Below are 23,924 nucleotides of genomic sequence, written 5' to 3'. Positions count from 1 at the left end.
GGTCTCCTCAGCGACTGTGTTCTTTGTCAAGCGGATTGCCATTGTTTTTGGTCTCTGAGCATGGCGTTGAGGATGGTGAGAACCTTGCGCGCGACCGCGATGAGGGCAACCATCTTGGGCTTTCCGGCGGCCAGCAGGCGTCGATAGAACGTTTTGAGCTGCGGATGATGCTGGCTAGCGGATAGAGCAGCCATATAGAGCCCAGCGCGCAGCGCGGCTCTTCCGCCCCCGATCATGCTCTTGCCCTTCCAGCGGCCGGACTGACGGGTGAACGGAGCAAGGCCGGCAAGGCTTGCAATCTGGCGACGGTTGAGGGTGCCGAGTTCGGGCACCTCGGCCAAGAACGTGCGAGCGAGCGTGTTGCCCACTCCCGGAAAGCTGATCATCAGTTCCTCCTTGTCGCGCCAGACCGGCGATCCGCGCACCAAGGTGTCGATGTCGTTGTCGATCTCCGGTAGTTCCTTCTCGAGAACCTTGATGTGGCGAACAAGGCTCTTGCGAACGCGCACATTCTCGACCCGCTTCTCGCGCTGGCGTTCGGCAACGATCATCTCGATGATCTGCCGCCTGCGACTGACCAGCTCCGCCAGCAGCCGCGCCTGCTGATCCGGCAGAGCGCGCGGCGTTGGTCTCACGGCCTCGATGAACCGTGCGATGACCGCCGCATCGATCGGATCGGTCTTGGCACGCCGACCAACGGCTTGGGCGAAGTGCCGGATCTGGGCCGGATTGACCACCACCAGCGGCAATTCGGCGCCGGCCAGCGCTGCCGCAACGATGGTCTCGAACCCGCCTGTCGCCTCCACCGCAATCAGCGTTGGCGAACAAGCCGCAAGACGCGTAACCAACTCTTCCAAGCCTTTGCCGTCGCGCGCGACGGCAAAGGCTTCTCCATTTGGACGTACATGCACGTCCAGCCGGTCCTTTGACACATCAATGCCAACATAGATCGCGTCCATCTGCACCCCTCCTTGCGCAACCGGGCTCGCCAGGCGGCCCTCGCGACTGTTCGGGTTCGATGGAACAACGGACGGGGCGCCGCGCTGAGGCACGGGCTTCGCGGCCCTTGGATGAAGCGGTCTCCCGTCCGTTACCGCGCCGGCTATCTTAGCCGATCCGGCACGATCTGACTTACAAGGATGAGGTGCTTCGCGTGTTGAGCGGCGTCTGCCCGTAAGAGTGACATCACAAGGTAGTTGCACCCAATAATTGCATATATTAAACTTGGAACCAAACAATAAGAACCAGTCGGCTTTTTTCCAAAGTTCATTATCGAAGGAGTAGTGCAATGCGACCATTGCTATTCGTTTTGATGCCCGTCGTTCTCCTGAGCTTTTCAAGTTCTCACGGGCAGGAGAGCGCTCAGAGCGGCCCCGCGATCACGTTGCCGAGGGTAGACCCAAATGAAATGAAGGCGCTTAGCGACGCGTATCCGACGCCAAACAAGCCCGATAGGGCAACGTTCGTGGCGCCAAAGACCCAGCGTGGAACCACTACGATAATCCCCGAAGAAGTTGTCGTGAAGTTTTGCAGCGGGAAAGATGGCTGCATTGTTCGGATCGGAATGCACAATTGGGACGACACTGGGCGCGTCGCCTCCCGCCACTTCCTGTTTTTTTACAACAAGGAGACAGGCGTATGGCGTGCCGAAGCGGGAGATGCCGCCGGGACCAACAAGAACAATGTGACTGAGCACGTCAACAATTCCTGGGCCTGCTACTTTACCGATGGACGATACGAGAACTGGCAGGACAAGGGCGACACCGACGGCAACTTTGGTTTGCTCTCGTGGAATCAATATAACGCGGATTGCTATCTGACGTTGGTCAACTAGCGCTCACAACGTTAGCAGTCTCGGCTTGAGTCTTCTTGTGCGCGAGGCGTAACCTGTTCGGTCGCCGCTAGATACTAGCGGAGCACTTGTGGGGTGCGCCTCGCTCGTCTCTCCTAAGCACCAATCCACGCCGCCAGCTCTCGCCACGGCTCCAGCGTCCAATGCCCCGAGGCCGCCCCGGACGGCGACGGCAGCACGAACACCTCAGGCCAACTCGCGTCACGCACCTGCCGCCCCAACAAAATCCCACTCGACGGCCGGCCATAAAACAGGCTCGCCGCCTTCTTGCTCGTGAACGCAATCGTCCGCGGCCGATATTTTTCGATCTTGGCCCGAAAGCCCGGCACGTCGATCGTCTCCGCCGCGATCTGGTGATCCATCCCCGCACCCGACTTGGAAAGATCGGTGAAGCCGATCCCGAGCTCGATCAGCGATGCGAACTCACCCGGTTGATACCGTCGCGGCGTGATCCCGGCCTCATGGATCGCGCGCCAGAAGCGGTTGCCGGGATGGGCGTAGTAATGCCCGAGTTCAGCCGAGCGCGTCGAGGCGGCGGTGCCTACGAAGACGAGGCGGAGGTTTTCGCGGAGCTGGTCGGGGAGGCGGTGACTAGTGTTGGACATTTTCGATGCGACTATTGACTTGCTTCTTCGCTGAATCTGCCGTCGGTATTGTCAGGGCACGCGAGCGCCGCGTGCCTCAGGCCGGTTGGGGGAAGCATGCTAGACCAGTTTGAGTGGCCCGAGCCCGAACATGAAGCCGACAAGGTCGTTTTGCGCAACGTCCGGAATCACGGCTGCCATATCACGGGCATACCTGATGCCAATCCGCCGTTTGCATTTTCAATCGGTCTGTACCTGAACTACGGCCACCCCGAACTTATCATCTTCGGCCAGAGCTTCCACAGCGCGCAGGCCATCATCAATCTTATCCGCGATCGCGCCGCCGCGGGGCATAAATTCGTCGACGGTGATATCTCCGACGAACTGCTGGAGAACGGCTACAAGCTCGGCTTCTGGCAGGTGCCGTTCGCGGCTTATCCTGATTATCTCGGCATTGCGATCTGGTTCTACCGAAAATCGCGGCTCGCATTCCCCTGTCTCCAGGTCGTCTGGCAGGACGTTGATCGTCATTTCCCCTGGGAGGCGGACTGCTCGCTCGACGTCAGACGGGACCAACCGTTGTTGAGGAGGACGGTCTCTTGATGTTGTCCTTCGAAATGGCCTGACGATGGACCGCGAAGAATTGGCCGTCGCCTATGCCGCGCCGGGCCGCCACTATCACAACCTCGCGCATATCGAGGACTGCCTCGCCGCGCTTGCGCAGGTGGAAGGGCTCTCGGCTCACGAGCGCGAGGTTCTGTCGGAAGCGATCTGGTGGCACGATGTCGTTTACGATCCGACCCGGTCGGATAACGAAGAGCTCAGCGCACAACTGGCCGAAGCGCACGTGCGCGCCGATATCAGCCGCGAGGTCGGTCGCCTGATCCGTCTGACGAAGACGCACGACGTCGCGGCGGATGATCGCCTCGGGGCCATCCTGATCTCGATCGATCTCAGCATTTTGGGCGCGGAGCCGGCGCGCTACGACGCCTATGCCGCGGCCATCCGGCAGGAGTTCATCCACGTCAGCGATGCCGACTATCGCGCCGGCCGCGCCGCGGTGCTGCGCCGGTTCGCCGCCCGACCGGTCATCTATCCCGATGCCGGTTTCGCTGCGAAATATGATCAGCGGGCGCGCGAGAATCTTGCGCGTGAATTGGCGTCGTTGAGCTGAGCAGCGTAGGGTGGGTTAGCCGCTCACAAGTGCGGTCATTCAACACGCGACGGCGCAAGGCGTAACCCACCACGTCTGGAGAGGCGTTGGATGCCAACTGGTGGGTTACGCTACGCTAATCCACCCTACGGGTTTGCTGCGCAGGGTAGGTTAGTGCAGCGTAGCCCACCAATCGTCCAGCATCCTGCGTGCTGTCACGAGCATTGGCACAAGCAATCGCCCTGCAACGGTCATGCAGCCGGGGTCGTTCTGCTCTTCTTTCTCCTTGAGGACGCCAGCGGCAACAAGCGCGGCACGGTCATCCGGGCAAAACTCGGATGATTTTCGATCCAACTCCTCGAGACTAAGTGGCGTTGAGAGAATGCAGGCATCCGTGCCGCGATGCCCTGTGCGGTACGCGATTGATTTGAGAATCAGCTTGTAAGCTCGGGTCGCCGTGATCTCGTGATCCCATGGAGATTGCAGCCACCAATTGCCAGCGACGATCCGCGCGGTGGAGACGACACCGACGTGGTAGGACGTCGTTTCGTCGCCAAAGCTCGCGGAAAACGCATAGCGCCAATTCCAGGCCTCGACGTTCAGATCGAACGGAACAAGAAGATACTTGAACGAGGGCGCATTTCCTTCGTCCGCTGTTCGCTGGATGAACCGGTCTGCCACCTTGGTCGCCTCGAATTGCGTGGGCGTTGCGAGCAATTCGGATCCGAGCGGAAGGTCTAGAGCTTGCACAGAGACGGGGGCGGTGAGCACACGCCGAAGCGCGCAAACCAGCGGCTGAACGAAGTCCGTGCGTTTCAAGTCTGACTGGATGTAGAGCACGACTTCCGCAGGTGCGATCGGCCGGGCAACCTCGTGCGGCTGCTCCTGCGCCAGCGCGCCGGACGTCCCAGCGAGCAGGAAGGAAAATATCAGATGGTGCAATCTGTACTTCAAGGTGCGATACGGCTCGCCTACGTGCCTTTGTTCTACCTTGTACCGACATAAAATGAGATAACAACCAAAGGGTGCGAAGACTTCACAGGTTGGTTAGCGAAGTGCAACCACCATGCAAAAGAAGGAAGCGAATGACGATTTCGTGCTCGCTCATTGCCGCAAACAAAAAAGGCCGGGCGCTTCAGCGCCCGGCCTGTCGTTTGGTGGGTGCGCGCTTATAGGCTCACAGCACCCGATTGCTCTCCTTCACCTTCTCCGCATCCAGATACAGGCTCTCGCCCATCTCCTTGAACTTCGCGCTCATCTTGGCCATGCCGTCCTCGGCCGTGCCGCTCATCGACATGCCGATGCTGTTCGGATCGTTCAGCGTCGCGGCGTAGTCGCGGACGTCCTGGGTGATCTTCATCGAGCAGAACTTTGGGCCGCACATCGAGCAGAAATGCGCGACCTTGTGGGCTTCCTTCGGCAGGGTTTCGTCGTGGAAGTTCTTGGCCGTGTCGGGATCGAGGCCGAGGTTGAACTGGTCGCTCCAGCGGAAGTCGAAACGGGCGCGCGAGAGCGCGTCGTCGCGGAGCTGGGCGGCCGGGTGGCCCTTGGCGAGATCGGAGGCGTGCGCGGCGATCTTGTAGGTGATGACGCCGACCTTGACGTCGTTGCGGTCGGGTAGCCCAAGATGCTCCTTCGGCGTGACGTAGCAGAGCATGGCGCAGCCGAACCAGCCGATCATGGCGGCACCGATGCCCGAGGTGATGTGGTCATAGCCCGGCGCGATGTCGGTGGTCAGGGGCCCGAGGGTGTAGAACGGCGCTTCGCCGCATTCCTTGAGCTGCTTGTCCATGTTGATCTTGATCTTGTGCATCGGCACATGGCCGGGGCCCTCGATCATGACCTGGCAGCCCTTGTCCCACGCGATCTTCGTCAGCTCGCCGAGCGTTTCGAGTTCGGCAAATTGCGCGCGGTCGTTGGCGTCGGCGATCGAGCCCGGACGCAGGCCGTCGCCGAGCGAGAACGAGACGTCATACTTGCGCATGAGGTCGCAGATCTCGTCGAAATGGGTGTAGAGGAAGCTTTCCTTGTGATGCGCCAGGCACCACTTCGCCATGATCGAGCCGCCGCGGCTGACGATGCCGGTGACGCGGCTGGCGGTGAGGTGGATGTATTGCAGGCGCACGCCGGCGTGGATGGTGAAATAGTCGACGCCCTGCTCGCACTGCTCGATCAGCGTGTCCTTGTAGAGCTCCCAGGTCAGCTTGACCGGATCGCCGTTGCACTTCTCCAGCGCCTGGTAGATCGGCACGGTGCCGATCGGAACCGGCGCGTTGCGCAAAATCCACTCACGGGTGGTGTGGATGTTGCGGCCGGTGGAGAGGTCCATCACGGTGTCGGCGCCCCAGCGGATCGCCCACACCATCTTCTCGACCTCTTCCTCGACCGACGACGTCACCGCCGAGTTGCCGATATTGGCGTTGATCTTGGTCAGGAAGTTGCGGCCGATGATCATCGGCTCGAGTTCGCTGTGGTTGATGTTCGAGGGGATGATGGCGCGGCCGCGCGCGATCTCGCTGCGCACGAACTCCGGCGTGATGAAGGCGGGCACCGCGGCGCCAAAGCTCTCGCCGTCGGCAAGGGCGGCTTCCGCGCGTTCGAGCTGCTGCTTGCGGCCGAGGTTTTCGCGCTCGGCGACGTAGATCATCTCCTTGGTGATGATGCCGGCGCGGGCGAATTCGAGCTGGGTGATCTTGTGGCCGTCGAGGCCGCGCAGCGGCTTGTGATAGGCGCTGAAGGCGCGCGCGGCGTGGTCGGTGGAGACGCTGCCATTGTCTTCCGGTTTGATCTGGCGGCCGTCATATTCCTCGACGCCGCCGCGCTCCAGCACCCACGCCTTGCGGCCGCGCGCGAGACCGGCGTTGACGTCGATGGTCACGGACGGATCGGTGTAGGGGCCCGAGGTGTCGTACACCGGCAGGTTCGGCTCGCCGGCACCTTCCGAGAGGATGATCTCGCGCAGGGGCACGCGGACATCCGGCGCGGCATCGGGCGATGCGAAGATTTTTCGCGAAGAGGGCAGCGGGCCGGTGGTGACGGCAGGCACGGTCTTGTCGGGGTTGGAGCGGATGTTCATGGGATCCTCCGTTGAATATGATTATCGCGTCGTCGCGTGCTGTTCGTCATCCTGAGGTGCGAGCACTTGCGAGCCTCGAAGGATGGAGCCGGGCTGTCGCCCTTCGAGGGCCGCTGAAGAAGCGGCCACCTCAGGGTGACGGGATAGAGATTGAGTGAGGCGCATCACGCAGCCTCCTTCAGGCCGAGCCATTGCCGCACGCGCGCATCCGGGTCGGCATTCTGGGTGACGTCGCTGACGACGGCGATGGAATCGGCACCCGCGGCAAAGATCTCCGCGGCGTGCTCGAACTTGATGCCGCCGATCGCGACCAGCGGGATGGTGCCGATGCGCTTCTTCCATTCGGTGATTTTTGGAATGCCCTGCGGTTCGAAGCGCATGGACTTCAGCGTGGTGAAAAAGATCGGACCGAGCGCGACGTAATCGGGCTCGGCCTTGAGCGCGGTTTCGAGCTCCGCGTCATCATGTGTGGAGACGCCGAGCGACAGGCCGGCCTCGCGGATCGCCTTGAGGTCGGCATCCGCCAGATCCTCCTGGCCGAGATGCAGATATTTTGCACCGGCGACGATCGCCGCGCGCCAATAGTCGTTCACGACCAGCTTGGCCTGCGTGCCGTTGGTGATGGCCAGCGCATCGGTGACGATCTGCAGCGCGTCAGCGTCGTTTAGCTCCTTGGCGCGGAGTTGAATTGTGCCGACGCCGAGCTTGGTCAGGCGTTCGACCCATTTGAGGCTGTCGACGACGGGATAGAAGCGATCAGGATACGGCATGCCAGAACGGGGTCCCAACGACAGGGGTGGAGGGGGAAGCGAAGTCGCGGGCGTTCATCAGCCCGGCTTCGAACGCAGTGCGGCCGGCCTCGATTCCGAGGCGGAAAGCTCTGGCCATCGCGACGGGATCGGCGGCTTTTGCGATCGCCGTGTTAAGCAGCACGGCGTCATAGCCGAGCTCGAGCGCTTCGGCGGCGTGCGAGGGCGCGCCGATGCCGGCATCGACCACCAGCGTGATATCGGGCAGCCGCTCGCGCATCAGTTTCAGCGCGTCGCGATTGGTGATGCCTTTCGCGCTGCCGATGGGCGCGGCCCACGGCATCACCACCTTGCAGCCGGCATCGACCAGCCGGTTCGCGACCGAGAGGTCCTCGGTGCAATAGGGGAACACCTCAAAACCGTCCTTGATCAGGATCGTCGCGGCCTCGACCAGGCCGACGACGTCGGGCTGCAGCGTGTCGTTGTCGGCGATCACTTCGAGCTTGATCCAGGATGTGCCGAACAATTCGCGCGCGAGCTTGGCTGTGGTGACGGCCTCGCGCACGCTGCGGCAGCCGGCGGTGTTCGGCAGCACGGCGACGTCGAGCTCGCGGATCAGCTTCCAGAACGCGTCGCCGGTCTTGCCGCCGGCGGATTCGCGCCGCAGCGACACCGTGACGATGTTCGAGCCCGAGGCGCGGATCGCGTCCTGCATGATCGCAGGCGAGGGATAGAGCGCGCTGCCGATCAGCAGGCGCGAGGCGAAGGTTTTGCCGTAGAAGGTCACCATGTCCTCACCCTCCCTGCCGCGGCGTGATGATCTCGATCTCGTCGCCGGCCTTCAGTGCGGTCTCGGCCCAGCGGCTCTTCGGCACGACGTCGTAGTTGAGCGCGATGGCGAAATGCGTGCCCTCGTAGTCGAGCTCCGAGAGCAGCGCATCGACGCTGGCCGCATTGATCTCGCGCTGTTCGCCGTTTACGATCACAATCATTGCACGATCACGCGCATTGCATCACCTCATTGTCGATCTGGCCGCGCTCGACGTAAGCGAGCGTCAGCTCGGCCAGCGCCGGCGCGAGCAGGAAGCCGTGGCGGTAGAGCCCGTTGACGCTGATCTGGCCGCCGCGCACGCCGATGCGCGGCAGATTGTCCGGATACGCGGGGCGCAGGCCCGAGCCGAATTCGACGATGCGGGCTTCGCCGAAGGCCGGATGCACCGCATAGGCCGCGCCCAACAGCTCCAGCGCGGAGCGGACGCTGACGCCGGTGTCCTCGGCCTCGATCGAGGTCGCGCCCAGCATGAACAGATTGTCCTCGCGCGGGATCACGTAGAGCGGCCAGCGCGGATGGATCAGCCGCACCGGGCGCGCAAGCTGCACCTCGCTGCTCTCGATCAAAATCATCTCGCCCTTGACGCCGCGCAGCTCGCCTTGTTCCTCGCGCGCGGACAGGCCGCGGCAGTCGATGACGATGCCTTCCAGATCGTTGGCGGTGACGTCGCTGCCGAACTTGATGGTGCCGCCGGCGGCCTTGATGCGTTCGTGCAGCTTCGGCAGCACGCGGCGTGGCTCGACATGGCCCTCGGTCGGGAAGAACAGCGCGTCGCGGAAGCGGCCTTCCAGCGACGGCTCGAGCTCGGCAAGGCCCGCGGCATCGAGGCGGCGATGGCCTTCGGTCATCCGCGCAAAGCGCTCGAAATCGTTGCGCTCGCGCGGATGGGCGACGACGAGCGAGCCGTTGAAGGGGGTATCCGGCAGTTCGCGCCGCCAGATATCGAGCGAGCGCAGGCCGAGGCGGCTGATGATGGGCTCGGCGACCTCCGCCTCGCAATAAGGCGCGAGCATGCCGCCGGCCCAATGGCTGGTGGCGTCGGTCATGCCGGCGTCACTGCGCTCGTGTAACGTCACGGCATGGCCGGCCTGCGCGAACAACAGCGCCTGCCAGGCTCCGGCTATGCCTGCACCGATGATGGATACCGGAGAATCCGGTCGCTTGGTCGTCTGCAACATCCCTGTCCCTTCGCCGGCATGACCCGGATCAGGTTCAAAGGGTCACCGCGGTCCTGGGCCGGCTTGCTGAAGTGCAGGCTTGCCCATTTAGCGGTATCTCAGCTCCTCCTCGGAGCACCCCTCGGAACGGCTCTAATGTAGGCTAGTGGGGGCCTGTGTCAACGCGTTTGGCTGGAACAGGGCGTTATCTGGGCGCCTGCGCCCGCGCGTTGCGGACGTGCTGGGCGAGCTTGCGATGCGCCGGGCCGCCGAACAACGGCTGCGGATTGCCGTTGGGCTCGAGCCAGGCCTGGTCATTCGCCACGAAGCTCGCCTGCTGCATGGCCTGCTGGCGCTGATGCTTTGCAACGTAGTAATAGCCGCCCGCGAAATAACGCACGGCTCGGTCGTGGTCGCCATTGGCGGCGTGATAGGCGCCGGCGAGGTACTTCACCGCATAGGTGAGATTGGTGTTGGGGTCGCGCAGGCCTGCGGCATCGCCGGTGTAGCCGAGGCCGCGGGCGGTCGCGAGCTTGATCTGCATCATGCCGATCGCGCCGCCACGGCCGAGCAGGCCGGGCTGATAGCGGCTCTCGCGCATGATGACGCGATGGACCAGCGCCTCCGGCACGCCGTTGGCGCGCGCATGCATCGCGACCATCTCCGCATATTCGGCCTGGCCCGCGAAGGCGGCCTGCGGCGACACCAGCGGCAACATCATTCCTGCCGCAATGAGCGCGGCAGCGCGTAAAATTTTCATCAGATACCCCGGAATGCCTGAGCAACCTGCGCCCGGTTGCCGTTAGGCCTCCCGAACGCGGCGATGATGTGACCAAACGCCGCCGTGACCGATTTGGCGGCGCAGAGCCGCTGTTACGACTCAATGCCGGCGCAAGAGTTCCCTCAGGTGGACACGCGTGTCGCGGCAGCAAGCCTGTCTATTCGCGCTCGTCCGCGAAAGCGAGTAAGAAGCGCCCTGCGAATCGGGAGAGGTGCCATGACAAAAACAACCATGGTGAAGACCCACACCGGCGACATTCCCAGACAGAATCCCTGTGCCCAGTGCGGCGCGCCGATCGCGCAGCCCGACTGGATCGAGCCGGGCGAGGGGCGGGTCTCCTATCTCTGGAATTGCCAGGCCTGCGGCTATCGCTTCGAGGCGATCGCGATCTTCGACGAGTCTGCCGTGGATTATCCGCCGCTCGCAGCTTAAGCAGCGACCTGCGCCGCCAGCGGCGGCTGCTGCCACACCGGCAATTGCATCCGCACGATCAGCCCGTGCGGCTGGCGGTCGTGCAGCGACAGCTCGCCGCCATGGGCGAGCGCGATCGCGCGCGCGATCGACAGGCCGAGGCCGAAGCCGGTGGAATCGTCCATGGTGCGCGCGTCGTCGCCGCGCACGAACGGCTCGAGCATCTCCTGCTTGCGCGCGTCCGAAATGCCGGGGCCGTCGTCCTCGACGTCGATGACGAGTCTTGTGCCGTCGACATCGAGGCGGATCGTCACCTCGGCGCCGAAGCGCACCGCGTTCTCGACGAGGTTGGTGACGCCGCGATGCAGATCGTCGGGGCGCGCCGCCGCTGTCGCCGACGACGGGCCGTCATAGTGCACGACATGGCCCATGTCGCCGAACTGATCGGCGATCAGCTGCAGCGTGCTCGCGATATCGACCAGCGTGATCGCCTCGATCTTGCGGTCGTTGCGCAGGAGCGACAGCACGCTTTCCAGCATCGAGCGCATCTGGTCGAGGTCGATCAGCATGCGCTTGCGGTTGCCCTCGTCCTCGATGAACTCGGCGCGCAGGCGCAGCCGCGTGATCGGCGTGCGCAGATCGTGGCTGATCGCAGCCAGCATGCGGGTGCGGTCCGACATCAGCCGCGCGATCCGCTCATGCATGCGGTTGAGCGCGCGGGCAACCGAGCGGATCTCCTCCGGGCCGCGCTCGGGCAGGGGCTCTGCGCCGCCGTCCAGGCTGAAATTCTCGGCCGCCTTGGCAAAGGACGAGAGCGGCGTCGCCAGCGCGCGCGCTGCCCACAGGCCGAGCACGCTGATGCAGATGAAGGCGGTCATCAGCGTCACCAGCCATGGCGCGCCCCAGAACCACGGACGCGGACCGTTCTCGACATGGCCCGCGATCATGGTGCCGTCAGGCAATTGCACGCCGATGCGGTGGGCGCCGCCCTCGGGCGCAAGCTGCACCACCTTGTAGCCGCGGCCGAGATGGCGACGGAGCCCGTGCAGGTGCTGGCTTTCGCTGTCCTCGACCACAATCGCCGTGCCCGGCGCCGATATCTCGATGTTGAGCTTCGGGAAGGCGCGCGCGATATCTGCGGCGAGACGCGGCCGGTCGTCCGGCTTGGCCGAGCCGAGCAGCAGCGCGGCATCCATCAATTGCGGCGCACCGTCCGGCGGCTGGTCCGGGCGGTCGGGCCGGCTGATCAGGAAGGCGGTGGTGACGACGAGATGCAGCGCGACGGTCGAGGCCAGCACCAGCGCGGCGATCTGCCCGCCGATGCCCTTGAGGTGGAAGAACCCGAACGGCCTCATCGTCTTAACGCCCCGTCAGTTGCTCAGGGGCGTCGTAACCGCTTCCGTTCTGGGCGTAAACAGGTAACCGCCGGAACGCACCGTCTTGATGATGGTGGGATCGGCCGGATTGGGTTCGATCTTGCGGCGGATGCGGCTGACCAGCACGTCGATCGAGCGCTCGAACGAGCCGGTGTTGCGGCCCTGCGTGAGGTCGAGCAGGCTGTCGCGCGAGAGCACGCGGCCGGGACGCTCGCAGAACGTCCGCAGCAGGTCGAACTCGGCGCTGGTCACCGCGACGCGCGCGCCTTCGGGATTGCGCAGCTCGCGCAGCCGCAGGTCGATGCGCCAGCCCTCGAAGGCGAGGGTGGAGGCGCCCTCGATCGAGCTCGCGGCCTGTGCGGAAGCCTGCCGCCGCAGCACCGCGTTGATGCGGGCGAGCAGCTCGCGCGGGTTGAACGGCTTCGGCAGATAATCGTCCGCACCCATCTCGAGGCCGACGATGCGGTCGACGTCCTCGCCGCGCGCGGTCAGCATGATGATCGGCGTCTGGGCCTCGGAGCGCACCTTGCGGCACAGGCTGAGGCCGTCCTCGCCCGGCAGCATGACGTCAAGGATGATGAGATCAACGCGGTGGTCGGCCATGGCACGCGACATCTCGCGGCCGTCGCTCACAGCGGTAACGTTGCAGGAGTTGTTGCGGAGATATTTCGCAATCAACGTCCGGGTTTCGCGATCGTCTTCGACGATCAGGATGTTGGGAGAAGGAATGGCCATGAGCTTTGTTTGTCCAAGATTCGGGCCAAAAGGCGAAGATTTTTGTTTCCGTTTGTTTCCGAATGTATTTCCGCAACACCCCGCAACGACTGGGTAGTCATACGGCAAGGTCTCGTTAAGCCCGTTAACCATACCGTGGCGCCGGAATGTACGAAACCCCGCAAAAACCACGGTGCACTCATGACGTCGATTTCGGCGACCTCGGCCAGTAATCACCAGTCGCCGCTGCAGCGGCTGCAGCAGGAATTGCAATCGGAAGTGTCGGACGGCACGATCTCGTCGTCGGACCAGTCCGCCCTCACGACCGCCCTGCAAGACATCGACACCGCGCTTCAGCAGAGCAGGTCCAGCGATCAGTCCAGCGGCACCAAGCCGTCCAAGGACGGCCTGAAGTCGAAGATCGACGATCTCATCGCAGGCGAGGTCTCGAACGGGACGTTGACGTCGGACCAGGCCGACGAGCTGAAGGGCGTCTTCCAGTCCGCCTTCGGCAAAGGGCCCGGTGGTCCGGGCGGTGCGGGCGGCCCGCCTCCCGGTCCGCCGCCGTCGGATGGCGGTTCTTCGGACGCCTCGTCGTCGACGGATTCGACGAGCAGCAGCTCGACCGAGTCCAGCACGGCGAAAATCCTCGAGCAGTTCCTCCAGGCGCTGCAGCAGTCGCAGTCTTCGTCGAACTCGTCCTACAACGCGAACGGCACGACGAGCTCCGCGAGCAGCACGGACATCTCCGCGCTTCTGATCGACTACCAGAGCTGACCCGCGCGACGCAGGTCGGCGCGTTCCTCGCCGCGATCGTGCTACATCCCAGGGCGCAAGATCGTCGGCGAGGAACTGTGCGTTTCGCACGTTCCTCGACAGGAACCTTCCTCGCAGCGCAGCGCCGCAATGAGGCAACGAAATTGCCGCAGCACAGGAACTGCGGATGATGGTGGCTGTTTTCTCCGCATGCGTTTTCTGCTGAAGGAGAGGACAACAATGTTGATGAAATCGATCGCCGCCGGCCTTGCCGGCACCGCTCTGCTTGCGACCGTTGCGTTCGCGCAGAACCCGACCGCCACAACCGACAAGTCGCCGACCGCGGCCACCACCGCGACGACCACCACCACGACCGCTTCGGGCGAGTGGCGCGCGTCGAAAATGGTCGGCTTGAAGATCTACAATGACGCCAACGAGAGCGTCGGCTCGATCAACGACCTGCTGATGGACAAGAGCGGCGCCGTGAAGATCGCTGTGATCGGCGTCGGCGGCTTCCTCGGCATGGGCGAGCATCTCGTGGCCGTGCCCTATGAGAAGCTGAAATTCGTCAACGAGGCGGTGGCCTATACCGGCACCGGCGCGAACCCGAGTGCCAAGCCCGCTGCGACCACCACAACGGGCGCTGCGACCGGCACCGAGAAGACCACGACCACAGCGTCGTCCTCGTCGAAATGGTATCCGGACCACGCCGTCTTCAACGCCACCAAGGACGAGCTGAAGAACATGCCCGAGTTCAAGTACTCGGAGTAATGCAGATCGCGTGATGGCCTAAACGCAGCGCGCCCGGTTTTCACCGGGCGCGCTGTCGTGTCTTCTTACCTCGCCCCGCTTGCGGGGAGAGGTCGATCGCGAAGCGATCGGGTGAGGGGGAGTCTCCGCGAGTCCAATTGTCACCGTCCTCGCGGAGAGTCCCCCTCACCCCAACCCTCTCCCCGCAGGCGGGGAGAGGGAGAAAAGATTCAGTTCCCCTTCACCAGCGGGCAGCCACCCTTGTCGAGCGGCCGGAAGGCTTCGTCGCCAGGAACGGTGGCGAGCAGCTTGTAGAGATCCCACTCGCCCTTGGACTCTTCCGGCTTCTTCACCTCGAACAGATACATGTCGTGGACCATGCGGCCGTCGATGCGGATCTTGCCGTTCTTGGCGAAGAAATCGTTCACCGGCGTATTGCGCATCTGCTCCATCACCTTCGGAGCTTCATCGGTCTTGATGGCTTCGATCGCCTTCAGATAGTGCATAGTCGCCGAGTAAAGACCGGCCTGGATCATAGTCGGCATGTGGCCGACCTTGTCGTTGAAGCGCTTGGAGAAGGCGCGGGTCTCGTCGTTCATGTCCCAGTAGAACGCGTCGGTGACGATCAGGCCCTGCGTGGCCTTGATGCCGAGCGAATGCGTGTCGGTGATCTCCTGCAGCAGCGCGATCATTTTCTGGCCGCCTTGCGTGATGCCGAACTCGGCCGCCTGCTTCAGCGCGTTGGTGGTGTCGCCGCCGGCGTTCGCCAGCGCGACCACCTTGGCCTTGGAGGCCTGGGCCTGCAGCAGGAAGGAGGAGAAGTCGGATGAGTTGAGCGGATGGCGGACCTCGCCGAGCACCTTGCCCCCGCTCTCCTTGACGACGTTGGCAGCGTCGCGCTGCAGCGCCATGCCGAACGCGTAGTCCGCGGTGACGAAGAACCAGGTGTCCTCGCCGCGCTTCACCATCGCCTTACCGGCGACGTTCGACAGCGCATAGGTGTCGTAGGTCCAGTGCACCGTGTTGGGCGAGCAGGCGGTGCCGGTGATGTCGGAGGAGCCGCCGCCGGAATTGATGTTGATCCTGTTCTTCTCGCGCGTCAGCGCCGAGATCGGCAGCGCGACCGAGGAGGTCGGCACGTCCATCACCGCGTCCACCTTCTCGTTGTCGTACCAGTTGCGGGCGATATTGACGCCGACGTCGGGCTTGTTCTGGTGGTCGGCGGACACGATCTGGATCGGAACGCCTGCGACCTTGCCGCCGTAATCGGCGACCGCCATCTCGACAGCGGCGAGCGAACCCTTGCCGGTCGCGTCGGCATAAAGGCTCGACATGTCCGTGAGCACGCCGAGCTTGACGACGTTGTCGGAAATCTGCGCCTGCGCCGCGCCGGACGTGGCGGCGAGCGCAAGGCCGGCCGCAACTGCGGCGATCAGTTTTTGCATGTGTTTCTCCCTCAGCGTTGTTGTTTGGGCTTTGTTTGCGCCGACTGTTCTAGCGACAAACCGTCGCGGGGGCAAAGCCAGGGAGGCATGCGGCGGGCTGAGAAATAAGTAGGGGGGAGAGATGGGCTCGCGTTACGTGCGTGATATTGACGATAAAGGCACAAATTGCGAAATTTCTGACAAAGAGTGGTTGAATAGCGTGCTGGCTATTTTGTGCCCGCGGAGAGAGATGACCCGCTAATTTTGAAACGGGGGCACAGGCTGTTTGCTGGAGAGGCGGTTGGCCAGATCCACCAGCAGTCAGTGCAGCAATTGCGAGTGATGCGATATGGATATGCTGAATTGCAGGATGAATTGGGCAAGAGCTGGTCTGACAGTCCGCGTCTTTGTTCTTTGCGCTCTATTCTGGACAGGAGCCGCTAGAGCAGGCGATCGGGTCGCGCTGGTGATCGGCAATGGTGCATATCAGCGGGTCCCGGCACTTTCGAATCCCCCACAGGACGCGAATGATCTCGCCAGCGCCCTGCAGCGGCTTGATTTCAAAGTGACACGGCTGATCAATGGCACGGGTGCCGATATGAGAAGGGCGTTCGTAGAATTTGGCCATGCCGCCGAGGGTGCGTCTGTTGCGGTCGTCTTCTACGCAGGTCATGGAATGGAGGTCGGGGGCGAGAACTGGCTGATTCCAACGGATGCCGAGCTGCGAAGCGACGCTGATGTCGAGAGCGAGGCGATCAGCCTGCGGTCAGTCAATCTCCAGGTCAGCAAGGCGCACCAGCTCGGTCTCATCATTCTGGATGCATGCCGAAACAACCCGTTCGCTGCGAAGATGAAACGTTCGCTCGCCACGCGGGCGGTTACCCGAGGACTTGCGCCAACCGAGCCAACCGACAATGTCCTCGTTGCGTATGCAGCTCGCGATGGTACGACGGCGAGCGACGGCGACGGTCGAAATAGTCCGTTCACGACAGCTCTGCTGAAGCACATCGAAACTCCGGGGCTCGAAATCTCGTTTCTGTTTCGCCGGGTCCGAGATGACGTCATGACGGCGACCAAGCGCGAGCAGCAACCATTTGTGTATGGTTCGTTGTCCAAAGAGGAAATCTACCTGAAGGCGTTGTCCGCGCCCGCTGCAGCGTCAACGCAGGGCGCTCCGTCCGCGCAGACAACCGCCGAAGACGATCAATTCTGGCACTCCATTCAGACCTCAACTGTTCCGGGCCTGTACGAAGAATTTCTGTCGCGATACCCAGGAAGCAACCATGTTTGGGAGGCGCGCCAACGGCTCGTGGATCTCCGTGCGAGCCAGCTGGCTGCGACCTCACCATCCACCTCGCCTCCATCTGGAGCCGACCCGAGCCTCAAGCAGGGACCGGGAGGTTCGAGCCCCGCGTCAGTTCGTCCCTTTACAAATGAAGACAACCAGCGCGTCCAAGCGATCGCTGCACAACAGAAACTCACGCTGCCCCAGTTTACGATCTCAGTCGACGAGGTCGATCGCTCAAGTCCCAATTCGCAGTTTGTCGGGGTGTGGTCGAACAAGCTCGGATGGGAAAACGGCGAGGGGCGCTACACCATGCTGGTGGTGACCAAAGTCTCCGCCACCGGCCTCGCGAGCGGATATTATCTTTGGGGGCCGCCAACGAAACGATCGTGGCAACAGACGCCAGCCGGCTATACACGGTTTGCAGAGTACATTTCCAAGAATACGTTCACACTGCAAGTGGGTGATACAATTGCGGTCAAGTTAGATCGGAATACTCTGACGATGACCTCCGCCCGCCAGGGCAAGTCTTCCGATAGGGCCTCCATAGAGCTTCATCCGGTCTGGCAGCTCGTCGAGCCTGTGAGAGAGGACAAGAAGAGTTCAGCTCGTTCCGGTTCGGGAAAGAGAACATCGACGACCTTGATTGCTGACGAACGCCGAGGCCGTGAGATGCAGCTCACACAGCAGCCGAAGCCGGAGGGGGAAGATCTTGTCGCAAGATGCCGCCAACAGGCACACCGGCAGCTAATTAATGATTCCTCGCGGATTGCTGCCTGCGCTCAAAATGGAGGCAAGATCTAGGAGCGCTCGCCCTTCTCCCGAAAGCTCTGTCGGTCAAGGCTGCTGGTATTGGCCGTCGCTCAGCCGCTACCACCCTTGAGCCGTTCGTTGCGCCGGCGCAGGCCTTCGAGCGTCGCGAGCAGGATGACCGAGACCGTGGTCAGGATCACCGCGGCGGCGGTGATGGTCGGGCTGATGTTCTCGCGGATGCCGCTGAACATTTCGCGCGGCAGTGTGCGTTGTTCTGGCCCTGCCATGAACAGCACGATCACCACCTCGTCAAAGCTGGTCGCGAAGGCGAACAGCGCGCCCGACGCCAGTCCCGGCAGGATCAGCGGCAGGATCACGCGGCGGAACGCTTCGAGCGGTGAGGCGCCGAGCGAGGCGGCGGCGCGTGCGAGGTTGGTGTCGAAGCTCTGCAATGTCGCGCCGACCGTGATCACCACGAAGGGCGTCGCGAGCGCCGTGTGAGCCAGGATCAGTCCGAGATAGCTGCCGGTCAGTCCGATCGGCGCGAAGAAGAAATAGAGGCCGACCGCCGTGATCACACCGGGCACGACGACCGGCGACAGCACGAAAGCCAGCACCAGCGGCTTGAACCGGCTCTTCCATTGCGCGAGGCCGAGAGCTGCCAGCGTGCCGAGCACCATCGACAGCAGCGTCGAGGCGACGCCGATGATCATGCTGTTCTTCAGCGAATTCATCCAGCGCGGCGAATTGATGAAATCGTCGTACCAGCGCAAGGAGAGGCCCGGCAGCGGATAGGTCAGGTACGAGCCCGAGCTGAAGGACAGCGGCATGATCGCAAGGATGGGGGCGATCAGGAAGATGAACACCAGCGTCGAGATGACGATGGTCGAGGTCCATGCGATACGCTGGCTGGGCGTGCGGAGGGAAGGACTGTCGCTCAATTCTTCATCCCTCCCGTGACCTGCTGGCCCTGCACCAGCTTGCCGTAGACGAGAGCGAGCAGAATGGTCGCCAGCAGCAGCACGGCACCGAGCGCCGAAGCGAGGCCCCAATTGGCGGTCTCGGTCGTGTAGAGCGCGATGAAGTAGCTGATCATCTGGTCGGCGGCGCCGCCGACCAGGGCAGGCGTGATGTAGTAGCCGAGCGCGAGGATGAAGACGAGCAGGCTTCCCGCGCCGATGCCGGGCAGGGTTTGCGGCAGGTAGATGCGCAGGAAGGCGGTGAGGGGTGGTGCACCGAGCGAGGCGGCGGCCCGCATGTAAGCCGGCGAGATCGCCTTCATGCTGCTGTACAGCGGCAGGATCATGAACGGCAGCAGCACGTGGGTCATCGCCACGCAGACACCGAAGCGGTTGTAGATCAGGCGCAGCGGCGCGTCGATGATGCCGAGCCAGTGCAGGCTGTCGTTGACGACGCCGTTGCTCTGCAGCAGCACGATCCAGGCGCAGGTGCGCACCAGCAGCGATGTCCAGAACGGCAGCAGCACGAAGATCATCAGCAGGTTCGATCGGCCCGGCGGCAGCGTCGCCAGCAGGTAAGCGACCGGGAAGCCGAGGATCAGGCAGAGCGCGGTGACACCGAGGCTGATCAGGAAGGTGCGGGCGAAGACATCGCGGTAGATCGCCTGATCCGGCGCGGCCGCGACGATCGCGCCGTCCACGTTCCGTGTCAGGTCGAGCGCCGCCAGAAGGTAGAAGCCGGTGACTGGGCCACCCGCATCCTTGATCGTCGTCCAGGTGGTGCGCTCGCGCCAGGCCGGATTGATCTTGCCGAGCGTCTCCTTCGCGGTGCCGGGCTCCGGCACAGTCTTCAGATTGCGTGCCGTGCTGGTCAGGATCGTGCGAAAGCCGTTCAGGGCGTAATTGAGTCGTTTGGCCGCGATGGCGATGGTGCCGGCGGCGCGTGCCGCCACGATGTCGCTCGCCAGCGCCGCGTAGGCTTTCTCGTCAGGCAGGTCCTTGCCGTCCCAGCTAGCGAGAGCCGCGACGGTTTGCGGCAAGGCCTGGCGGACCTCCCGGTCATCGATCGCGCGCCACAGCATGCCGGCGATCGGGCCCGCAAAGGTGAAGAGCAGAAAGACGAGAAGCGGCAGCACCAGCGCCAATGCCTTGACCTGGCGTGTCCGCTCCGCGCGCCTCAATCGGCGCTTGAGCGGCACGTTGGTCGACGCATTGGCGCCGGTCAGAAGCGCATCCGTCATGAATCGGGCCTTGCAGGCCGCGCTACTTCGCGGCCCATTTGTTGAAGCGCTCGGTCAGCTTGTCGATGTTCTCGAGCCAGAAGGCCACGTTGATCTCGACCGCGTTCTTGATGTTGTCAGGCGCTGTCGGCAGGTCCTTCAGGACGGCCGGCTGGATCAGACCGGCGGCGTCCTTGTTCGAGGTGCCGTAGGCAATGTTCTCCGACAGCTTCGACTGGTTCTCCGCCTTGCCGGCGAAGTCCAGGAATTTGTAGGCCGCGTCCTTGTTCGGGCTGCCCTTCAGGATGACCCAGCTGTCGAGGGTGAAGAGCGCGCCGTCCCACACCATGCCAAAGTTCTTCTTCTCGTTCTTGTTCGCGGTGTCGATGCGGCCATTGTAGACCGATGTCATCGCCACTTCGCCGGAGGCGAGCAATTGCGGCGGCTGGGCGCCGGCCTTCCACCAGACGAGGTCGCCCTTGATGGTGTCGAGTTTCTTGAATGCGCGATCCACGCCCTCGTCGGTCGCCAGCACCTTGTAGACGTCCTTCGGCGGGACGCCGTCGGCCATCAGCGCGATCTCGAGCGTGGTCTTCGGACCCTGACGCAGGGCGCGCTTGCCCGGGATCTTCTTGGTGTCGAAGAAGTCAGCCCAGCCCTTGGGGGCGTCCTTCAGCTTGTCCTTGTCGTAGCCGAGCACGAAATCATAGAGAATGGCCCCGACGCCGCAGGGATTGACCGACGGCTGGATATAAGCGGCCTCGCCGCCAATCTTGGAATAGTCGAGCTTCTCGAACAGGCCTTCCTCGCAGCCGACCGCGAGCTCGTCGCTCTCGACCTGGACGAGGTCCCAGGTGGCGGCGCCACCCTGGACCTTGGCGCGCAACACGCCGACGCCGCCGTCCCAGGACTCGTCGTTCATGGCAACGCCGGCTGTCTTCTTGAATGGCTCGAAATAGACCTTCTTCTGGGCGTCCTGATAGGCGCCGCCCCACGACACGACGGTGAGGTCGCGCGCCTGCGCGAACGTGGCCAGCGCGGCGCTGGCGCTGAACGCCGCGGCGAAACCCAGAGCAATCTTGCCAATCTTGCGCTTCAGCATGGTCCTTGTTCCTTCTTCATCTGCGTTTGCATTGAGTCGATCGATTGCAGTGCGTTGGTCGGATCAGACGGGATCGAGGGCGAGGCAGTCCTCGGGGCGGAAGGTGACGAAGACATTCTCGCCAGGCCTCAGGCTATCATGCGCCCCCGGTTGAAGCTTGACCATGAATTCGGCGTTGCCGGCGACATCGAGCACAGCCAGCGCGTGATCGCCGAGATAGATTGTGTTCTGCACCTTGGCCGGCAGCCGGTTCGGTCCGTCGCCGGAGGCGCCATCAGGGATAATGGCGATCCGCTCCGGCCGGACCGACAGGGAGGTCGATGCGCCTGCGCCCGACACGTTGACCGCACGCGCCATGACGGCGCCGCCGGCCGCCAGCGCGACACGGCAATAGTCCTGCTCGATCGTCTCCACGGTGCCGGCCAGCACATTGTTCTCGCCGACGAAGTTGGCGACGAAGCTGTTGACAGGGTGCTCATACAGCGCATCGGGACGGTCGATCTGCTGCACGATGCCGTCGTTGAACACGGCGATGCGGTCCGACATGGTGAGCGCTTCGCTCTGGTCGTGGGTGACATAGACGACGGTGATGCCCATCGTCTCGTGCAGCTGCTTGATCTCCAGCTGCATCTGCTCGCGCAGTCGCTTGTCCAGCGCGCCCAGCGGCTCGTCCATCAGCACGAGCTGCGGGTTGAAGACCAGCGCGCGGGCCAGCGCCACGCGCTGCTGCTGGCCGCCGGACAGTTGCCCGGGCCGCCGCTGCGCCATGGTTTCCATCTTGATCATGCGCAGCGCCGCCTTGACGCGCGCCTGCGTGTCCGCCTTGCCGACCTTGCGGACGGACAGCGGAAAGGCGACGTTCTCCTCGATCGTCAGGTGCGGAAACAGGGCATAGTTCTGGAACACCATGCCGATGTCGCGCTTGTGCGGCGGCATGTTCTTGATCGGCCGTTCCGCGAGGTAGATCTCGCCGTGGGTCGGAACCTCGAAGCCCGCCAGCATCATCAGCGTGGTCGTCTTGCCCGAGCCCGACGGGCCGAGCAGGGTGATGAACTCGCCCTTCTTGATGTCGAGATCGAGGTTCTTCACCACGAGATGCTCGCCATCATAGGTTTTCTGAATGCCGGAAAACCGCACCAGTGCGGGCGTGACCATGCCGGCTTCCATATCGTCTTCGCGCCCCACTCAACTGCCGCTGTCAGCACCTCATCCGAGGTTGCGACGGGCAGCTTAGCACCCTCCGACGAGAATGCCAGCGGCGGAAGCGATCAGGACAGCGCGGATTCCGTGCAGGAACGCGCGCTACATCCCCGACAGCTTCGTCACGTACACGTTGAGTGTGCCGCCGGCTTCCGCGACCACGCGCAGCGTCTTGGAATCGAAGGCGATGTCGGCCAGCGTCAGGCTGCTGATATTGGCCTCGACCTTGACGCCGTCCTCGCTCTTCTGGAAGTCGGCGATGACGCCTGCGATCTTCTCGCGCGCGTTGGCGGCGATCGGCTTCAGGTCGAGCGTCGCCTTCTGCACCAGCGCCTGCTGCATCTGCGGCACCACCGCGCGGGCGGCTGCACCAAGCAGCCCGAAGGCCGCTTCGGACTCTACCGCGAGCTGGATGTCGGCGAGCCGCAGCGTCTGCTGGGCCTGGTCGAGCATCGGCCGGCCCCAGATGTGCACGGTCGCCTCGGCGCCGAGCCCGAGCCAGCTCTTCTTCTCCTTGGCGCGCACCAAGAGCGAGATCAGCAGCCGCTCGCCGGAGGGCACGACGTTGACGCTCTTCACCGTGACCTCGACCGGACCGGAGCCATCCTCGGGATAGGTGTGGCCGACCATCTGTGCCGCGATCAGCTTGTTGATCTCGGTGAAGGGCACGTCGATGGGAACGCCGATGTTCACGCCGGTGCCGGTCGGCGGCACGATCGAGATCTTGTCGGGGAACGGGCAGTCCGGCTTGGTCTGTGACGACGTCACGCGCGTCTCGGCCTCGAGGCCGAGCAGCAGCGTCACGTTCTGCGCGTCGACGCGCGGCTGCGCCGCGATGGCGCGGGTCGGCTTCATCTCGAGCCAGAGCGGCGGCAGCGCCGCCGAGGAGCCGCCGCCTTGCAGCGGGATCGAGCGGCAGGCCTTGGCCCATTGCACCTTCGCGTTCTCGCGCAGGCTGGGGTCGTTGCGGATGCGCTCCGAGACGACGTTGAGCTGATCGCCGACGGTCTTGTCGATCAGCGGCTTCACCTGCGCCGGCACGTTGACCTTGGCGCCGGCGACGTTGAGGTTGGTATCGCCGAGATTGACCTGTGCGCCCAAATTCGGCTCGAGATGCCAGGCGGCCGCGAGCTTCGGGCGCGAGGTGACGACCACGTTGCCCTTGATCTCGGCACTGGCGTTCAAATTCTTGATGTTGACGGCGCCGATCCGTTTCGCCGCGTCCCCGCCGAGCACGCTGCCCAGCGCATCGCCGAGCGCGCCGGTGGCTTTCGCCGAGAGCGATCCCGTCACGTTCAGCTTGCCGGTGATCGGCGTCGACAGCGTCAGCACGTCCTTGTCGCCGACAGCCGACATCGGTCCGCGGGCGGCGGTCCAGCCGATATCGGCGTCCTGCAGAATCTGCGAGATCGGGTTCTCGGCCTTGCCGGCAAAATTGCGCGGCGAGGCCTTCTCGGCCTGCTCCCGGATCGCCGACAGCGCGATCGCCACCGGCGCCACCACGATCGAGCTTTTCGAGACCGGCGGCAGCGGCGGCAGTTGCGCGACCGGCGGCGCGGAATTGGTCGCGCGCGGCGACAGCCAATCCATTGCCTTCAGGCTGATGAAAAATGACGCCGCGAGCACCGCAACGGCGATCAGGACAGTCTTCAAGTTCAACGTCAGACGCATCAATCCCCCAAGCCGCCCCGACGGGGATTTTACAGGGCGGGCGAGGAGGGCGCTAGAGCGCACCGGTGGGGTGGAATTGCGGCAAATCGGTTAACGGCTGCGGCTGTGCGGTGTCCCTC

24 protein-coding genes and 1 riboswitch are annotated in these 23,924 nt (G+C 63.6%); of the genes, 7 read left to right on the top strand and 17 right to left on the bottom strand.

Features of this window, described 5'->3' with window-relative positions; translation table 11 throughout:
* Positions 1-26: 26 nt before the first annotated feature.
* Complete coding sequence (locus NLM31_RS32980; RefSeq protein ID WP_254127844.1) at positions 27-959, bottom strand: transposase; 933 nt, start codon at positions 957-959, stop codon at positions 27-29.
* Positions 960-1,288: 329 nt separating this feature from the next.
* On the opposite strand from NLM31_RS32980, the gene NLM31_RS32975 reads away from it, so the two are divergent.
* Positions 1,289-1,834 (top strand): hypothetical protein, encoded by a 546-nt coding sequence (locus NLM31_RS32975; RefSeq protein WP_254133453.1) that lies wholly within the window; start codon positions 1,289-1,291, stop codon positions 1,832-1,834.
* Positions 1,835-1,947: 113 nt separating this feature from the next.
* Here the strand turns inward: NLM31_RS32975 and NLM31_RS32970 are convergent, their stop codons facing one another.
* Entirely contained in the window at positions 1,948-2,457 is a 510-nt protein-coding gene (locus tag NLM31_RS32970; protein ID WP_254133452.1) for a mismatch-specific DNA-glycosylase, read from the bottom strand.
* Between the two features lie 96 nt (positions 2,458-2,553).
* Between NLM31_RS32970 and NLM31_RS32965 the strand changes: the two genes are divergently transcribed.
* Positions 2,554-3,039, top strand: a complete 486-nt coding sequence (locus NLM31_RS32965) for a DUF4262 domain-containing protein (protein WP_254194992.1) — start codon at positions 2,554-2,556, stop codon at positions 3,037-3,039.
* Between the two features lie 25 nt (positions 3,040-3,064).
* Positions 3,065-3,610 (top strand): phosphohydrolase, encoded by a 546-nt coding sequence (locus tag NLM31_RS32960; protein WP_254133450.1) that lies wholly within the window; start codon positions 3,065-3,067, stop codon positions 3,608-3,610.
* Positions 3,611-3,760: 150 nt separating this feature from the next.
* On the opposite strand, the gene NLM31_RS32955 is transcribed toward NLM31_RS32960, so the two are convergent.
* The 7 genes from NLM31_RS32955 to NLM31_RS32925 all read right to left on the bottom strand — a co-directional run bounded on the left by NLM31_RS32955 (position 3,761) and on the right by NLM31_RS32925 (position 10,163).
* A complete protein-coding gene (locus NLM31_RS32955) occupies positions 3,761-4,531 on the bottom strand; it encodes a hypothetical protein (protein ID WP_254194991.1) in 771 nt (256 codons plus the stop codon).
* A gap of 235 nt (positions 4,532-4,766) precedes the next feature.
* Positions 4,767-6,665 (bottom strand): phosphomethylpyrimidine synthase ThiC, encoded by a 1,899-nt coding sequence (thiC, locus tag NLM31_RS32950; RefSeq protein WP_254133448.1) that lies wholly within the window; start codon positions 6,663-6,665, stop codon positions 4,767-4,769.
* 164 nt (positions 6,666-6,829) lie between these two features.
* The gene (locus tag NLM31_RS32945; protein WP_254133447.1) at positions 6,830-7,435 is read right to left on the bottom strand and encodes a thiamine phosphate synthase; all 606 of its coding nucleotides are present in this window, start codon (positions 7,433-7,435) and stop codon (positions 6,830-6,832) included.
* Positions 7,422-8,204, bottom strand: coding sequence for a thiazole synthase (locus NLM31_RS32940; protein WP_254133446.1), 783 nt, complete (start codon positions 8,202-8,204; stop codon positions 7,422-7,424). The genes NLM31_RS32945 and NLM31_RS32940 overlap by 14 nt, the downstream gene beginning before the upstream one ends.
* Before the next feature lie 4 nt (positions 8,205-8,208).
* Entirely contained in the window at positions 8,209-8,406 is a 198-nt protein-coding gene (gene thiS / locus NLM31_RS32935; protein ID WP_254133445.1) for a sulfur carrier protein ThiS, read from the bottom strand.
* A gap of 7 nt (positions 8,407-8,413) precedes the next feature.
* On the bottom strand, positions 8,414-9,424 hold the full coding sequence (locus NLM31_RS32930) for an FAD-dependent oxidoreductase (RefSeq protein ID WP_254194990.1): 1,011 nt from the start codon (positions 9,422-9,424) through the stop codon (positions 8,414-8,416).
* Positions 9,412-9,556: riboswitch (TPP riboswitch) on the bottom strand. It overlaps the preceding gene by 13 nt.
* A 52-nt stretch (positions 9,557-9,608) precedes the next feature.
* Positions 9,609-10,163 (bottom strand): lytic transglycosylase domain-containing protein, encoded by a 555-nt coding sequence (locus NLM31_RS32925; protein ID WP_254194989.1) that lies wholly within the window; start codon positions 10,161-10,163, stop codon positions 9,609-9,611.
* A gap of 237 nt (positions 10,164-10,400) precedes the next feature.
* On the opposite strand from NLM31_RS32925, the gene NLM31_RS32920 reads away from it, so the two are divergent.
* Complete coding sequence (locus NLM31_RS32920) at positions 10,401-10,616, top strand: hypothetical protein (RefSeq protein ID WP_254133442.1); 216 nt, start codon at positions 10,401-10,403, stop codon at positions 10,614-10,616.
* Here NLM31_RS32920 and NLM31_RS32915 read toward each other — a convergent pair.
* Together NLM31_RS32915 and NLM31_RS32910 are read right to left on the bottom strand one after the other, a co-directional pair.
* Complete coding sequence (locus tag NLM31_RS32915) at positions 10,613-11,950, bottom strand: ATP-binding protein (RefSeq protein ID WP_254133441.1); 1,338 nt, start codon at positions 11,948-11,950, stop codon at positions 10,613-10,615. The two genes, NLM31_RS32920 and NLM31_RS32915, sit on opposite strands and share 4 nt — an antisense overlap.
* Positions 11,951-11,965: 15 nt before the next feature.
* On the bottom strand, positions 11,966-12,706 hold the full coding sequence (locus NLM31_RS32910; RefSeq protein WP_254133440.1) for a response regulator: 741 nt from the start codon (positions 12,704-12,706) through the stop codon (positions 11,966-11,968).
* A gap of 180 nt (positions 12,707-12,886) precedes the next feature.
* On the opposite strand from NLM31_RS32910, the gene NLM31_RS32905 reads away from it, so the two are divergent.
* Together NLM31_RS32905 and NLM31_RS32900 are read left to right on the top strand one after the other, a co-directional pair.
* Positions 12,887-13,462 (top strand): hypothetical protein, encoded by a 576-nt coding sequence (locus NLM31_RS32905; protein WP_254133439.1) that lies wholly within the window; start codon positions 12,887-12,889, stop codon positions 13,460-13,462.
* Positions 13,463-13,681: 219 nt separating this feature from the next.
* Positions 13,682-14,212: a PRC-barrel domain-containing protein gene (locus NLM31_RS32900; protein WP_254133438.1), complete on the top strand. Its 531-nt coding sequence runs from the start codon at positions 13,682-13,684 to the stop codon at positions 14,210-14,212.
* Positions 14,213-14,421: 209 nt separating this feature from the next.
* On the opposite strand, the gene NLM31_RS32895 is transcribed toward NLM31_RS32900, so the two are convergent.
* Entirely contained in the window at positions 14,422-15,636 is a 1,215-nt protein-coding gene (locus tag NLM31_RS32895; RefSeq protein ID WP_254133437.1) for an ABC transporter substrate-binding protein, read from the bottom strand.
* Positions 15,637-15,964: 328 nt separating this feature from the next.
* Between NLM31_RS32895 and NLM31_RS32890 the strand changes: the two genes are divergently transcribed.
* Complete coding sequence (locus tag NLM31_RS32890) at positions 15,965-17,704, top strand: caspase family protein (protein WP_254194988.1); 1,740 nt, start codon at positions 15,965-15,967, stop codon at positions 17,702-17,704.
* A 59-nt stretch (positions 17,705-17,763) separates the two neighbouring features.
* On the opposite strand, the gene NLM31_RS32885 is transcribed toward NLM31_RS32890, so the two are convergent.
* The 5 genes from NLM31_RS32885 to NLM31_RS32865 form a co-directional block, all read right to left on the bottom strand.
* A complete protein-coding gene (locus NLM31_RS32885; protein ID WP_254133435.1) occupies positions 17,764-18,594 on the bottom strand; it encodes an ABC transporter permease in 831 nt (276 codons plus the stop codon).
* Positions 18,591-19,853, bottom strand: a complete 1,263-nt coding sequence (locus NLM31_RS32880; RefSeq protein WP_254133434.1) for an ABC transporter permease — start codon at positions 19,851-19,853, stop codon at positions 18,591-18,593. The genes NLM31_RS32885 and NLM31_RS32880 overlap by 4 nt, the downstream gene beginning before the upstream one ends.
* A gap of 22 nt (positions 19,854-19,875) precedes the next feature.
* Positions 19,876-20,934, bottom strand: a complete 1,059-nt coding sequence (locus tag NLM31_RS32875) for an ABC transporter substrate-binding protein (RefSeq protein WP_254133433.1) — start codon at positions 20,932-20,934, stop codon at positions 19,876-19,878.
* 63 nt (positions 20,935-20,997) lie between these two features.
* Entirely contained in the window at positions 20,998-22,101 is a 1,104-nt protein-coding gene (locus tag NLM31_RS32870) for an ABC transporter ATP-binding protein (protein ID WP_254133432.1), read from the bottom strand.
* 135 nt (positions 22,102-22,236) lie between these two features.
* Positions 22,237-23,805 (bottom strand): DUF4403 family protein, encoded by a 1,569-nt coding sequence (locus NLM31_RS32865; RefSeq protein WP_254133431.1) that lies wholly within the window; start codon positions 23,803-23,805, stop codon positions 22,237-22,239.
* Positions 23,806-23,924 lie beyond the last annotated feature (119 nt).

Origin of the sequence: Bradyrhizobium sp. CCGUVB4N (assembly GCF_024199945.1) — a bacterium.
Taxonomy (GTDB): Bacteria; Pseudomonadota; Alphaproteobacteria; order Rhizobiales; family Xanthobacteraceae; genus Bradyrhizobium.
This window is presented reverse-complemented; position numbering and strand designations above follow the sequence as displayed.